Source organism: Bradyrhizobium sp. AUGA SZCCT0283 (assembly GCF_018130385.1).
Taxonomy (GTDB): domain Bacteria; phylum Pseudomonadota; class Alphaproteobacteria; order Rhizobiales; family Xanthobacteraceae; genus Bradyrhizobium.
The window spans coordinates 314,334-327,761 of sequence record NZ_JAFCLU010000002.1; the positions used below are offsets into that span (position 1 = coordinate 314,334).

The 13,428-nt window shown below is 62.6% G+C and carries 14 protein-coding genes; 3 read left to right on the top strand and 11 right to left on the bottom strand.

Annotation, left to right across the window (positions count from 1 at the left end):
- Nucleotides 1-173 precede the first annotated feature (173 nt).
- Together JQ624_RS04915 and JQ624_RS04920 are read right to left on the bottom strand one after the other, a co-directional pair.
- A complete protein-coding gene (locus JQ624_RS04915) occupies nt 174-1,346 on the bottom strand; it encodes a winged helix-turn-helix domain-containing protein (RefSeq protein WP_212417715.1) in 1,173 nt (390 codons plus the stop codon).
- Nucleotides 1,347-1,406: 60 nt separating this feature from the next.
- The gene (locus tag JQ624_RS04920; RefSeq protein WP_212417716.1) at nt 1,407-1,655 is read right to left on the bottom strand and encodes a hypothetical protein; all 249 of its coding nucleotides are present in this window, start codon (nt 1,653-1,655) and stop codon (nt 1,407-1,409) included.
- Nucleotides 1,656-2,305: 650 nt separating this feature from the next.
- Between JQ624_RS04920 and JQ624_RS04925 the strand changes: the two genes are divergently transcribed.
- Entirely contained in the window at nt 2,306-2,938 is a 633-nt protein-coding gene (locus tag JQ624_RS04925; RefSeq protein ID WP_212417717.1) for an OmpA family protein, read from the top strand.
- A gap of 71 nt (nt 2,939-3,009) precedes the next feature.
- Here the strand turns inward: JQ624_RS04925 and JQ624_RS04930 are convergent, their stop codons facing one another.
- Both JQ624_RS04930 and JQ624_RS04935 read right to left on the bottom strand, forming a co-directional pair.
- Nucleotides 3,010-4,626, bottom strand: coding sequence for an ATP-binding protein (locus JQ624_RS04930; protein ID WP_212417718.1), 1,617 nt, complete (start codon nt 4,624-4,626; stop codon nt 3,010-3,012).
- 124 nt (nt 4,627-4,750) lie between these two features.
- Nucleotides 4,751-6,013, bottom strand: a complete 1,263-nt coding sequence (locus JQ624_RS04935; RefSeq protein ID WP_212417719.1) for a phospholipid carrier-dependent glycosyltransferase — start codon at nt 6,011-6,013, stop codon at nt 4,751-4,753.
- A gap of 249 nt (nt 6,014-6,262) precedes the next feature.
- Between JQ624_RS04935 and JQ624_RS04940 the strand changes: the two genes are divergently transcribed.
- Nucleotides 6,263-6,976 (top strand): FecR domain-containing protein, encoded by a 714-nt coding sequence (locus JQ624_RS04940; protein WP_212417720.1) that lies wholly within the window; start codon nt 6,263-6,265, stop codon nt 6,974-6,976.
- 2 nt (nt 6,977-6,978) lie between these two features.
- Nucleotides 6,979-8,109 (top strand): hypothetical protein, encoded by a 1,131-nt coding sequence (locus JQ624_RS04945; RefSeq protein ID WP_212417721.1) that lies wholly within the window; start codon nt 6,979-6,981, stop codon nt 8,107-8,109.
- 142 nt (nt 8,110-8,251) lie between these two features.
- Here JQ624_RS04945 and JQ624_RS04950 read toward each other — a convergent pair whose 3' ends face one another.
- The 7 genes from JQ624_RS04950 to JQ624_RS04980 form a co-directional block, all read right to left on the bottom strand.
- Nucleotides 8,252-8,740: a VOC family protein gene (locus JQ624_RS04950; RefSeq protein WP_212417722.1), complete on the bottom strand. Its 489-nt coding sequence runs from the start codon at nt 8,738-8,740 to the stop codon at nt 8,252-8,254.
- Nucleotides 8,741-8,766: 26 nt separating this feature from the next.
- Nucleotides 8,767-9,198 (bottom strand): VOC family protein, encoded by a 432-nt coding sequence (locus JQ624_RS04955; protein WP_212417723.1) that lies wholly within the window; start codon nt 9,196-9,198, stop codon nt 8,767-8,769.
- A gap of 157 nt (nt 9,199-9,355) precedes the next feature.
- A complete protein-coding gene (locus JQ624_RS04960) occupies nt 9,356-10,375 on the bottom strand; it encodes an alpha/beta hydrolase (protein ID WP_212417724.1) in 1,020 nt (339 codons plus the stop codon).
- 159 nt (nt 10,376-10,534) lie between these two features.
- Nucleotides 10,535-11,272 carry an enoyl-CoA hydratase/isomerase family protein gene (locus JQ624_RS04965; RefSeq protein ID WP_212417725.1) on the bottom strand — a complete coding sequence of 246 codons (738 nt, stop codon included), beginning with the start codon at nt 11,270-11,272 and terminating at the stop codon, nt 10,535-10,537.
- A 41-nt stretch (nt 11,273-11,313) separates the two neighbouring features.
- Complete coding sequence (locus JQ624_RS04970; protein WP_212417726.1) at nt 11,314-11,838, bottom strand: cupin domain-containing protein; 525 nt, start codon at nt 11,836-11,838, stop codon at nt 11,314-11,316.
- A 154-nt stretch (nt 11,839-11,992) separates the two neighbouring features.
- Nucleotides 11,993-12,994 carry a D-2-hydroxyacid dehydrogenase family protein gene (locus tag JQ624_RS04975; protein ID WP_212417848.1) on the bottom strand — a complete coding sequence of 334 codons (1,002 nt, stop codon included), beginning with the start codon at nt 12,992-12,994 and terminating at the stop codon, nt 11,993-11,995.
- A gap of 7 nt (nt 12,995-13,001) precedes the next feature.
- The gene (locus JQ624_RS04980; protein WP_249129429.1) at nt 13,002-13,394 is read right to left on the bottom strand and encodes an FKBP-type peptidyl-prolyl cis-trans isomerase; all 393 of its coding nucleotides are present in this window, start codon (nt 13,392-13,394) and stop codon (nt 13,002-13,004) included.
- Nucleotides 13,395-13,428: the final 34 nt, after the last annotated feature.

A 13,428-nucleotide genomic window follows, 5' to 3' on the forward strand; every position in this document is an offset into this window, starting at 1 on the left:
TAATGAGAAGGACATCCCCCCGCATGCCCATTGCCAAGGCCGCGGCGTACGGGCTCCCGCGAGCGCGGGTCGACGGATAGAGAGTGCGCATCGCGGCTTCTCGTGCCCGCGAACTCCGTTTTGGTTTCGTGCCCGCCGAGGAAAGCCAGCCCGCCGGAGACGGTTCCCAAAACTTACTCCGCCAACTGAAACCGCTCGAAACGATCCAGCTCTTCCTCGATGCGGCGCTTGTAGTCCTTGCGCGCGGCCCGCGCCGCGCCCTTGCCGACCCAGCTCCATTTCTGCATCAGCAATTTCTTGTTCTGGCGATCGGTCTTCAGATCGATGGCGGCGACGATGTCTTGGCCGACCAGGACCGGCAGCGCAAAATAGCCAAACAGGCGCTTCTCCTTCGGCACATAGGCCTCGAAGCGGTGGCCGTAATCGAAGAACAATTCGGTGCGCTTGCGCTGGATAACAAGCGGATCGAACGGCGAGAGAATGTGCACCGGGCCATCGCCCGCTTCTGCCGACCGATTCGGCTCCAGCACTTCCAGCCGGGCCCAATGTTCCTGCTTGCCGGCGCCTTCGAGTGCGACCGGCGCCAATTCCCCGCGCCGCACGCGCGCCTCGATCAGGCGCCGCACCGCCCCTTTGCTCGGCGCGTCGAGATGGCAGATCGAATCGAGGCTGACGACGCCTTGCGAACGCAACGCGCGGTCGAGCAGGTAGGCGGTGCTTTCCGCCAGCGTCGCCGGCTTCGGCACCTTGTCCCAGCCGAAATGCCGCGTCATCAGCTCATAGGTCTTGAGCATGCCGGTGCGTTCGGAGATCGTCACCTCGCCGGTGTAGAAGGCAAGCTGCAGCGCCCGCTTCGAGGGTTTGCGGCTCTGCCAGAGATGTTCCTTCTCCGTCAGAACGTCGTCCTCGATGTCGCGGATGGTCAGCGCGCCGTCGCGCCGCAACAACCGCATCACCTTCCTTGTGTCCTCGGGCTTGACGGAAGCAAACCATCGGTGCCCCTCGCGCCGGTGTTCTCGCATCGCCGGAACGAAATAGCGAAAGTCCTTCGCCGGAACGTAAGACAGCGCATGCGTCCAGTATTCGAACACGCTCTTGTCGACGCTCTGCGCCTGGCGCAGGTCCGCGCGGACGTAGGCCGGGATGCGGCTATACAGAATGTGATGATGGCAGCGCTCGATAACGTGGATGGTGTCGATCTGCACATAGCCGAGATGGTCCACCGCCGCCGCAACCGCCTGCGGTCCGGCGCCGAACGGCTCGTTCGTATCGAGCCGCTGGGCATGCAGCCAGATTCGCCGGGCCTCGGTTTTGGTCAGGGGATGGGGTTCAGTCGCGCGGGGCATCGCGCGGCAATGTAATCGGATTCGCTGACGTGACGAGCCCGGATTCGGGGATCTTGGCCCCTACGGACCGGGGTCCCCCCTCCGCTTCTGCCGCTCCCCAACGCTGCCGGTTGCGATCTCGGCCTCGCAGGAGGCGCGGCCGGGCTGGGGAGCACTGCATTTGTAGACGGTGCCGGTGAGACGATCGACCAGCCACGCGCTCTCTTCCGTCGGGCTTTCGAACCCGGCATAGCGGCTGCCGAGCGCGTTGATCAGCGTCGACAGCAAAATTGCAGCGGCGATCATCGCCGCGCCGATCAGTGTTGGCATTGAACTTCCGGAACCAGCAGGCTCCGATGCGCTGGTACGATAACCCTGGTACTCACGCTGACGCTTGACTGACTGTAACACCCGCCCCGCCCGTTTGGTTGCTCCGAACCAATTCTTCTTCAGATTTTTTTGCGAGACGTTTTGCTAGACGCGCATCTGGCCGATTTGTTGTCCACAGATCGGCGCTGGCGCGACGGGCGCTTTTTTCTTTTCTGAAGTCAGCGGCCGGAAGTGACGGAGTGGTCCGTTGTTCCCGCAAGGCGTCGGATGCTACCCGCTCGTACCGTCTTGTCAGTGCAGTGCGTTGTCCCTGCCGGGCATTGAGGTCGCCGCGCTTCGGACAGCCCATAGCGCGAGTAGCCATCGAACTCGCTGGAAGCCCTGTTCGCCCGGGTCGCCGATCGAAAGGGTGATTCATATCACGCCCCCAATGTTGGATGATCAATCCATGGAAGACGGCCCGACACGCAAAATGTCGCCGTATCGGTCTCAAACACCCCTGCAATGCCGGTTCAAAGCCGGACCGCGGAAAGCCGGCGTTTACCAGTGTGATCTGAATCACATAGTCCGCTTTGAACCCGTCCTATCGTCGCAGCATCAAAACGTCATGCACGCCAGTTCGCAGGGCGTTAACAGTGAGGATTAAGACAATGACCCGCTTTCTTTCGATCATGACTATCAGCGCCGCGCTGTCGATGACGGCGGGCCTGGCTGTCGCCGGCGACACCGTCTCGGCCGACAAAATCCTGGATGCCCTGAAGCCGAAGCCGGGCGCGACCCGCGGCCTTTCGACCGGCCCGCAGCAGCCGGTGGACGCCGCCACCCAGGCCAAGGAAGTCAGCTTCGTCAACACGCTGCGCAATCGCAAGACGCGATCGCTGTCGCTCGGCGAGCGCCAGGAAATTGCGGAACTTGCCGCGACCAAGCCAAAGATCGATCTCGAAATCCAATTTGACTACAATTCGGCCGACATCAGTAAGGGCTCGGTGAGCGCGGTGCAGGAGCTCGGTAAGGCGCTTTCCGATTCGAGCCTGAAAGGTTCGACCTTCGTGGTTGCCGGTCATACCGACGCGATCGGCGGCGAGGCGTATAACCAGGATCTGTCCGAGCGCCGCGCCGATACGATCAAGAAGTACCTGACCGAGAAGTACGGCATCACCGGTTCCAATCTCGTGACCGTCGGCTACGGCAAAACCAAACCGAAAGATCCGAATGCGCCGATGGACCCGGCCAACCGCCGCGTTCAGGTCGTCAACATGGACACCAAGACCGCGTCGAAGTGAGGTCTTGAACGCGATCCGCCTGCCGCTTGCGGAAGGCGGATTTCTCTTGCGGACGCGCCGGCTGTCTGGCTCTACGCCTTGTCGAGAATTTCCCTGATCTTTGCCGCCAGCAAAGCCTGGGTGACGGGCTTCTGAAGCAGTGACACGCCAACATCCAGCCGGCCCTGATGCACGATCGCATCCCGCGAATAGCCGGTCATGAACAAGACCCTCAGGCCGGATTGGCGATGATGCAGCTGATCGGCCAGCTCGCGGCCGTTGAGGCCAGGCATCACGATGTCGGTCAGCAACAGATCGATCCGGAACGGATTGGCGTCGAACAATGCCAGCGCGGCCGCCCCGTTCGCCGCCTCGCGAACCCGGTAGTTCAGGTCCTTTAACGTTTCGACCAGATACGACCTCACATCGCATTCGTCCTCAACCACCAGAACGGTCTCGCTCCCCGAACTGCCGATCAGGGGCGCCTCGCTCTGTCCGACGGTTTCGGGAGCGGCAGCGGCGCGGGGCAGGTAGATCCTGATTGTCGTTCCCTGCCCGACCTCGCTGTATATCTTGATCTCGCCGCCGGATTGCTTGACGAAGCCATAGACTTGGCTCAATCCGAGGCCGGTGCCCTGCCCCGGTTGCTTGGTCGTGAAAAACGGGTCGAACGCCTTCTCCTGAACTTCCCGCGGCATTCCGGAACCGGTATCGCTCACTGCGATCAATACATAGTGCCCGGCCGGCACGCCGGCATTCTGTTGCCGATAGCCCTCGTCGACGGAAACGTTGCTGGTCTCGATCGTCAATCTGCCGCTGTTGGCCATCGCGCCCCTGCCATTCATGGCGTCCTTGGCGTTTACGACAAGATTGAGAATCGCCGCTTCCAGCTGACTAGGATCGACCTCGATCTGCCACAGGCCGGCTCCCTCCACGACTTCGAGCTCGACGTTTTCGCCAAGAGTGCGCCTGAAGAAATCCGACATGCCGGCGATCAATTGACCGACGTTGGTCAGTTTGGGATCGAGCGGTTGCCTCCGCGCAAACGCCAGCAAGCGCTGCGTCAGCATCGCCGCGCGCTGCGCGCCATTCGCGGCGTTGGCGATCACCCGCGTCAACCGCTCGCGCGCGGCCTCGCTCCACGTCTGCAGGCAGCGGTCGGCGATCTCGAGATTGCCGCTGATGATCGTAAGCAGATTGTTGAAATCGTGCGCCACGCCACCGGTCAATTGTCCGATCGCCTCCATCTTCTGCGACTGCCGAAGCATGTCCTCGGCCTCGCGCCGGTACATGCCCTCCTGCGCCAGGGCCACTTCGGCGGCACGAAGCTGCGACGGCGAGGGCAGCGCAAGCACCTTCGGCAACAGCGGCCACAGCATTGCCGCCGTCACGATCGACGCCGCGGCCGTCATCGCCTTAACGATGCCTTCGATGCCATAGACCGGATACCAAAGCGTGATGATCGACATCACGTGGCCGACGCCGCACGCCATGATGAAGAGCGCGAACGCCCAAAACACCCATCCGAAATCGACATCGCGGCGCTTCGAGACGAAGATCGACAGCGCCACGGGAATCGAGAAATAGGCTGCGGCAATCACGACATCCGACGCGACGTGGAGCCAGATCAGTTGCGGTTCCCACAGCAGGCATATTCCGTGCGGTGCGAACATCGATGAATCGAGCAGACGTTCGAAGAAGGCCCACATGCCGTTCGTTCCTTAAAACGGGGATTCGACCGACTCATACGCGATGAATCTACGGCCAGCCCACAACCCGGACAAGTGGACCCGTCATTGGATTGCCCGTTGGGCGATCGGTGCGATGGCCGCCTCAAATCCAGTTCTGGAAGATCATCAGGCGGCTGAACGTCGCCATCGAAGTACCTATGAACGCGGCCGATATCGGCAACATTGCGGCAAAGCCGACAAAACCGGCCGCAACGTAGACCCACAGCAACCAACGGGGCATGCCGCCGCGGTTCAAGGCATAGACCAGCGCAAAGCTCGCCGTGGTCGCCGCCGGAAGGTAGTAGTAGATGAATCCGAGCGTCCGCGGCAGCAACGCCCATGCGAGGTAGGGGCCGAAATAGAACGCCAATACCAGGAAGGCATCGACCCGCCGCGTCACGATCCAGTCGCGCAGGCAGATCGCGACCGCAATCAGCGCCGGCCACAGGATCAGCGGGTTCCCGAGAAAGACGACGGCTGCGATCCGATCGTCGCCAATCTTGTCGAACAGATACCAGACCGGGCGCACCAGGAACGGCCAGGATGGCCATGAACTCATATAGGTGTGGCCGGCGATCGCGGTCGTGGTGTTGTCGCTGAAGATCCGCCGTTGCGCTTGCAGAATATCGGGGAACGAAAAACCGTAAAGCGGAATGAACGTCGCAAGATAGACGGCCGCAGGGATCACCACGAAGCAGATGGCGAAATGCCACCACCTGAAATCGGGCCAGAGATCGGGCCGGTACCAATCTTCGGGCCGGGCATCGGCGAATTGGGTGCGCCAACTTTGCATCAGGCGGACCATGGTGACGATGACGATGCAGACCGCAAGCACGAACAACCCGCTCCATTTGCAGCCGATCGACAGGCCGACGCCGATCCCGGCAAGCGCGAACCACAGATGCGGCCGCTCTCTTCGAAAGCCATGGATGAACGCCGCGATCGCGAACAGGCTGAAGGTGAGCGCGAAAATATCCAGCATCGCGATCCGCGATTGCACGAACAGCATCTGGTTGAAAAAGGCGAGCAGGCTCGCTGCAATGGCCGGCCCCTGCGACGCGAACAGCGCCAGACCGCACAGATACACCGCGACGATGGCGAGCGATCCGAACAGTACGCCCGGATAACGCCAGCCCAGCGGCCCGTCGCCGAACGAATGGATCGACAGCGCGATGAACTGCTTGCCGAGCGGCGGATGCATCGGATTGAGCATCGGCTGTGGCATTACTGGCTCGAGCATCTGCCGCGCCGCCGGCACGTAATGCACCTCGTCGAAATAGAATTTCTCCGGCGTGGTGACGCCGATCAGCATCGCGAAATGCGCGAGAACAAAAACGACTGCCGCGATCATGCCCGTACGCATCATCGAACCGGGCAGAACGGAATGTGATGGGACTGCTGGCTTCACGGACAATCTGGCACGGAATCAGGGACTAGATGACATTGCGGCAAAATTGAGTGTGATGGCTCCGGATTTTTATGTCCATCGCATTGAACGAATTTCGATTCCGCAATCACTAACCGACGGGCGAGTAGGCCACGCGAGTGATAATTCTGCCACATCGCACGCGCGCGCGATCCGGTACGATGTCGGGATAAATCGATCGGCTTTGAAATGAATTTCTGTAACTGCTTTCGTTCGCTATTTGCAATTGGCCTGGTAACTGCGTTGGCTGCTCCCGCCTATGCGCAAACGCGCGTCGGTGAAGCGGCCGTCGTCAAGAATGAAGTGCTCCGCGTTGCCGGACCTTCGACCACCCAGATCAAGGTCGGCGATGGACTGGTCCGCGACGAAACCGTGCGCACCGGGATCGACAGCGCAACGCGGCTGGTGATGGCCGACAGCACCAACCTCTCGCTCGGACCCAACGCGACGCTCAAGCTCGACCGCACCGTTTTCGACGACGAGCATCACTATCGCGAAGTCGCGGTGCGCATGACGTCGGGCGCGTTTCGTTTCGTCACCGGCCATTCGGACAAGGCCGCCTACAAGATCACGACGCCGCTGGCAACCATCGGCGTGCGCGGCACCACGCTCGATATCCTGTCGCAGCGCGGCCAGACCATCGTCAATCTTCAGGACGGCGCGGCCTCGGTCTGCACGGTCACGTTTGAATGCATCCAGCTCACCCGCCCCGGCGACACCGCCATCATCACCTCGGGCGGCGGCGGCAGATCGACGATCAAGAAGACCAACAATCCGCCCTGGACCTTTGCCGCAACCTGCAGCGCCGCGGCGGGGCTTTGCAGCAAGACGCAATATGCCGACGCGGCCCCTGTCATCGTCGATGACGGCAGCGATCCCACCGGCATGCTGTGCGGGCGCTGATCATGGAAAATTCCACCCGCAGCGTTCTGTTGCCCGCAACACTCTTTGTCGCGCTGCTCACGGCGCAATCGTCGCCTGCGTGGGCGCAGTCGCCCTCGCCCTCGCCGACACCGCCGGAAGAATGTGTCGAGTGCTATCCGCCGAACCCAACGCCGAGCCCATCCCCCACGCCAACGCCGTCGGCTTCGCCGACGCCAAGCCCCACATCGACGCCAAGCACCAACGCGCCCCCGGCGACCGTGCCCGGTTCGAGCGCTGGATCGATCAACGACCTGGCCGGACAACGCTTCAACCAAATGATCACCAACCGCGTGCTCGGCAACGTGCTGCTGGGGGTCAACGAGCAGGTCAATTGCAACGATTGCGTCAGCGCGTTCGGTTCGGCGGGTTCGTTTTCGGCCGGCATTCACGGCCGCAAGAACCTGACGCCCAACCTGTCGCTGCTCGCCGGTATCGCCTATACGCAGTACAACGAAGGTGGCTACCACGTCACCAGTGCGCCGATCGGCGCGTTCGCGCTGCGTTATGATTTTGTCGACTGGGGATCGTCGCGGCCGTTCTTTGATATCGGCACCATCCTGTCGCCATTCCAGAAGGTACGCTACGCGCGCAGCTACACGACGAGCCTCGGCGCGGTATCGCTCGAAAGTTCGACCACAAGCGAGAACTACGCCGTCTATGGCCGCGCCGGCTGGATGAGCCGGCTGTCGCCGCGCGATGAAGTGGCGGCCTCCGTCGAGGTCTGGCAGCTATGGCAGCGGGTGAAGGGCTACACGGACCCCGCCACAGCCTTCAATCCGTTCGACGCCTCGATCGCCACGGGCACCGACCGCACCAACCTCGTCAAGGTCGGTGGACAGTGGACGCACCTGTTCGGCTCAAGTGTCGAAGCCAACATCAACGGCGGGTGGGTGCAATCCTTCGGGACGCAATCCGGCATCGTCGCCAGCGTGACCGGCGACGGCACGATCGTGCCGACAATCGGCAACCAGGGCTGGTTCGAATATGGCGGCCGGCTCGGCTTCCGCATCACCAGGGGCTGGGTCGCCGATCTCTTCCTCAACGGCACCGCCGGCCCGCAGCCGGTCGGCAACACGCTTCACGGCGGCGTGGGGTTGCGGATCAGTTATTAGATGGGTGTAGGGTGGGGCAAAGACGCGATAGCGCCGTGCCCACCATCTCTCGGCATCGTTATCATGAATGGTGGGCACGCTTCCGCCTTCGCTCGTTGAGCTACGGCGGACAAGTCGCTTTGCCCACCCTACGAAACCCGCGCTACGCCGCGCTCTTGCCCTCATACGCGCGCTTCAGCCCTTCGATATCGAGCTTGACCATGCCGAGCATCGCCTGCATGGCGCGCTGCGCGCCGGCCTTATCCGCGCCTCCGAGATATTTTGGCAGCACGGTCGGCACGATCTGCCACGACACGCCGTAGCGATCCTTCAGCCAGCCGCATTGGTCGGCCTTGCCGCCGTTCGCCAGCAGCGCATTCCAGAGCCGATCGACCTCGGCCTGGTCGGCACAGTCGATCATGAAGGAAACGGCATGCGTATATTCCATCTTCATGCCGCCGTTCAGCGCCATGAAGCGCTGGCCAGCCAGCGTGAAGTCGACCACCAGCACGGTGCCGGCCTTTCCGGCCGGGCCGTCGATGGGATTGCGCTGGATCTTCTCGATCCGGGAATCCGGCAGCAGTGAAACATAGAGGTTCGCCGCCTCCTCGGCCTCGCCGTTGAACCACAGGCAGGGAGAAATCTTGGACATGGATAGACTCCGGTTGTCGTGAACGATCAGCAGGCGGCCGTGGCGGATTGTGCAGCGGTTGCAGCCGCGACATCCATCCACATCACTTCCCAGTGGTGACCGTCGGGATCTTCGAAGCTGCGGCCATACATGAAGCCGTAATCCTGCTTCGGGCCCGGATCCGCGCCGCCCCCCGCGCCTTGCGCTTTTCCGACCATGTCGTCCACTGCGTCGCGGCTGTCGGCGGACAGGCAGATCAGGACCTGGCTGGTGGCCTTGGCGTCGGCGATCTTCTTCGTGGTGAACTGCCGATACTTGTCGTGGGTCAGCAGCATCACGTAGATGGTGTCGGAAAACACCATGCAGGACGCCGTGTCATCGGAGAATTGCGGGTTCCTTTCGCCGCCGATCGCCTGATAGAAGGCGGTCGAGCGGGCGAGGTCGCTGACCGGCAGGTTGACGAAGATCATTTTGGCCATAATGGGCTCCTTTTCGCGAGGTTCGTCCCGAGGACGAACGGACGGGCGGCGAGCCGACACGCCGTTTGAGATTTTTTAGCTATCGGAACACTAAGACGTGGGATGGCCGGGCTAGCTCGGCCATGACGAATTCAGCGGCCACACGCCCCCGGACCCGTTACGTCGCGATCGGGGTCGGCATGGTGAGAAACGCCCGCGTCACGTGCCAGAACAATTGCCGGTTGATCGCCAGCGCCACCGAATGGGCGGTTCCGGGCAGGATGATGAACTGGCGGTCGCCGTTCGGCAGCTTGTTATAGAATTCCTCGAGATCGGCCACGGTAGCGATGCCGTCATATTCGCCACGCACCAGCAGCACCGGGGCCAGCACTTTCTCCGGATGCACGACCGGCAGATTGGCGGTCATGTCAAGATAGGTGCCGGTCGGGATCTGGTCGCCAAATTGCATCTCGGCATCCGCCAGCGCCTCGATCGCGGCCGGATCTGACGTGCCCGGCTTGTCGCGGGTCGCGATCGAGCGGATCATGTCGCGGTCGCGCTTGCGCATGTTGTGGGTGCGGAAATAGTCAAGCTGCTCGGCCCGCTTGGTCAGGGTCGGCGATCCCTCGCCCTTGTAGGTGAAAGCCGCGAACACCAGGCGATCGATGCGCTCGGGCATGACCGTCGCATAGGCGCCGGCGCGCAGCGCGCCCGAGGATTCGCCGACGAAGTGCAGTTTCTGTTGCCCGGTCTCGCGGGCAATCAGTTCGACCGCGACCTTCAGATCCTCGACGCCGCTGGCGATATCGGCATTGCCCGAGGTCCGGCCGGACTTGCCGTAATTCTCGTGGTCCATGGTCCAGCAGTCGAAGCCGTAGCGCGCGAATTCGTTCATCGCGGAATACTCGCCCTTGCCCGGCACGTTGAGATCGAACACCCGCGACGTCACCGACGAACCATGGACAAAGAACACGACCGGCCGCGCCGGCTCGCCGGCCTTGGGCGCGCCGATCCGCTTGCGAAACATCCACAAGGGAATGTCGCCCTTTTTGGTCCAGTATTCGCTGCTCCAGATCTCGCCGCCTTCGAAAGGAACCGCCGTCGCAGCCTGCGCCGGCATCGCGGCGGTCGCTGCCACGCCAAGACCGAGGCCTTTGAGAACCGTGCGCCGCGCCACCCGATTTTCGGAGTTCGTCATCGCTTCCTCCCCGCGCCACATTTTGCGTCACATTTTTGCGTCACATTTTTCTTGGGCGAAGTGTAGCAGCGGATATCCGTTCTGAAAGCAGGTGCGCGCCGCGCCGTGCGAACACGATCGCGCGATCAGGCGCGTCGCGCGAATGCGCCCCGCGACCGGCTACTTGCCCTTGAAGTCGGGCTTGCGCTTTTCAGCGAACGCCTTGACGCCTTCCTTGAGGTCCTCACTGTCCCTGATGACATCGAGCAGCCGGCGCACCTCGGCAACGCCTTCCAGCGGCCCCTTTGGCATGGCATCGCGGGCCAGTTTCTTCAGCGCCCGGACCACCAGCGGCGCGTTGGCGGCGATTTTGGCCGCCATCTCCTGGGCGAGTGCAACATGCTGTCCCTTCGGCGCGACCTTGTTCACGAAGCCGATCTGGTAGGCACGCTCCGCCGACATTTCCTCGCCGACCAGCAAAAACTCCATGGCGATCTTGTGCGGCATCCGCGCCATCACCGAGGAGATGCCGCCGGCGGTGGTGCCGATCTTGCCCTCGGGATAGATGAAGCGGGTCGTCTCCGACGCCACGCACATGTCCGCCATCTGCACCAGCACGAAGGCGCCGCCGACGACCCATCCGGACGTCGCGGCAATGACCGGCTTGTCAAGTTCGACGCCAAGACCGGGGACAGCGTGCCACATGTTGACGGGGAGATCCCTGACGTCGGCGCCCACCGAAAAATACTTCTCTTCGGACGACGCAAGCACCGCAGCTCGGTCGTCGCTTTCGTGAAAGCGGAGCCAGGCCGCGCGCAGCTCGTCGCACAACGCATTATTGAGTGCGTTGTGTGCCGAGGCACGATCCATGGTGATGGTAGCGACGTGGCCCGCGCTCTCGTAACGAACAAGCGTCATGGGATTCCCTCGCGACATCCGCACGAAGGCGGCGTTTGTTATTACTTCTTCTCGGCGGGATCGCGGTGCACCGGATCGACCCACAGCACGGTCTCCGGCTTTTCCACCGGCTCGATGTCGAGGTTGATCGCCACCGCCTCGCCGTCGCTGCGCACCAGCACGCATTCCAGCACCTCGTCGCGGCTGGCATTGATCTCCTGATGCGGCACGTAGGGCGGCACGAAAATGAAATCGCCGGGACCGGCTTCCGCGGTGAATTGCAGGTGCTCGCCCCAGCGCATCCGCGCCTTGCCCTTCACGACATAGATGATGCTTTCGAGATGACCGTGATGATGCGCGCCGGTCTTGGCATCGGGCCGGATCGTCACCGTGCCCGCCCACAATTTCTGCGCGCCGACGCGGGCGAAATTGATGGCGGCCTTGCGGTCCATGCCCGCGGTTGACGGGACGTTCGGATCGAGCTGGTTGCCGGGGATGACGCGGACGCCGTCATGCTTCCAGCGTTCGTCATCGCCGTGCGAATGATCGTGATCGTGGGAATGGGTGTGGTCGTGCGTGCCGGTCATTGGGCGCCTTCTCAAAATATCGCTGGTCCGAACGGTATCGAAAACCGGGGCCGCAAACCAGAAGATTGAGGGAGCCCGCGGCGCATGGGCGCCCCGGTTTTCGTCATGGCCGGGCGCGTCCCTCGCCCGTCCATGACCTCGCGCTTGCTGCGCATCAGCGCCGTCTGGACATCACATCCGGATTGACGACATTTGTCGGCGTGCCCGCAGCATAGGCCAGGATCTGGTCGAAAATATCCGTGAACTGGATTTCGTATTCGTCGCGCGAGACGTAGCCGAGATGCGGCGTGCAGACCACGTTGTCCATGGTCAGCAGGGGATCGTTGACGTCGCGGAGCGGTTCCTTTTCATAGACATCGATCGCCGCCATGCCGGGCCTGCCGGCGCGCAGCGCATTGACCAGCGCGTTCGGCTCGATCAACGGCGCCCGGCTGGTGTTGACCAGCAGCGCCGAGGGCTTCATACGCGCGAGGTCTTCCGCCTTGACGATGCCGCGGGTGGCATCGACCAGGCGCATATGCAGCGAAAGCACGTCGCATCGTTCAAAGAAATCAGCCTTGCTGGCGGCGGTCTCGTATCCGTCGGCACGGACCTTCGCCATCGCCGGCTCGCGCGCCCATACCAGCACGTTCATGCCGAACGCCTTGCCGTAGCCGGCGACGACGGCGCCGATCCGCCCGTAGCCATAAATGCCGAGCGTCTTGCCGCGGAGGGTGTGGCCGACGCCGATCTGCCATTTGCCGGCCTTGAGCGCCGCCATCTGCTGCGGGATGGCGCGCATCGCCGCCAGGATCAGGCCCCAGGTGAATTCGGCAGTCGCATAGGACGGCGTACCGGCGTGCTGGCTGGACGACACGACTATGCCGAGCCGGGCGCAGCTATCGATGTCGATATGCGGAAAGACGCTGCGCTGGCTGATCAGTTTCAGTTTAGGCAGCCGCTCCAGAAGTGGCGTGCGGATGTGCGTGCGTTCGCGGATCAGCACCAGCGCTTCGGTATCGCGCAGCCGTTCCGCCAGCACGTCGACATCCTGGACGTGATCGTTCCAGATGGTGACGTCGTGTCCGGCCAGCTTGCCGAAGCAGTCGAGGGTGCGCAGCGTGTCGAAATAATCGTCGAGGATCGAGAGACCTTCACGATGCGCCTCCCCTGTCAGTGCGCGATCACTTCACTGCCAGCAATTCGACGTCGAACATCAGCGTCGCATTCGGCGGAATGACGCCGCCGGCGCCGCGTGCGCCATAGCCGAGTTCAGGCGGAATGATCAGCGTGCGCTTGCCGCCGACCTTCATGGAGGCGACGCCCTCGTCCCAGCCGGCGATCACCCGGCGCTGGCCGATCGGAAACTCGAACGGCTCGTTGCGGTCCACGGAGGAGTCGAATTTCTTGCCCTTCTGGCCGTTCTCGTAGAGCCATCCGGTATAATGCATGACGCAAGTCTGGCCGGTCTTCGGCGAGGCGCCGGTGCCGACCTTGCTGTCGATGATCTGCAAGCCTGAAGCTGTGGTCATGGGTTTTCCTGCGGTCTGGGCCAGGACCAGCTTGGGCATGGCCATCGGCGTGGCGACCGCGGCCGCCACGGCGGCACAT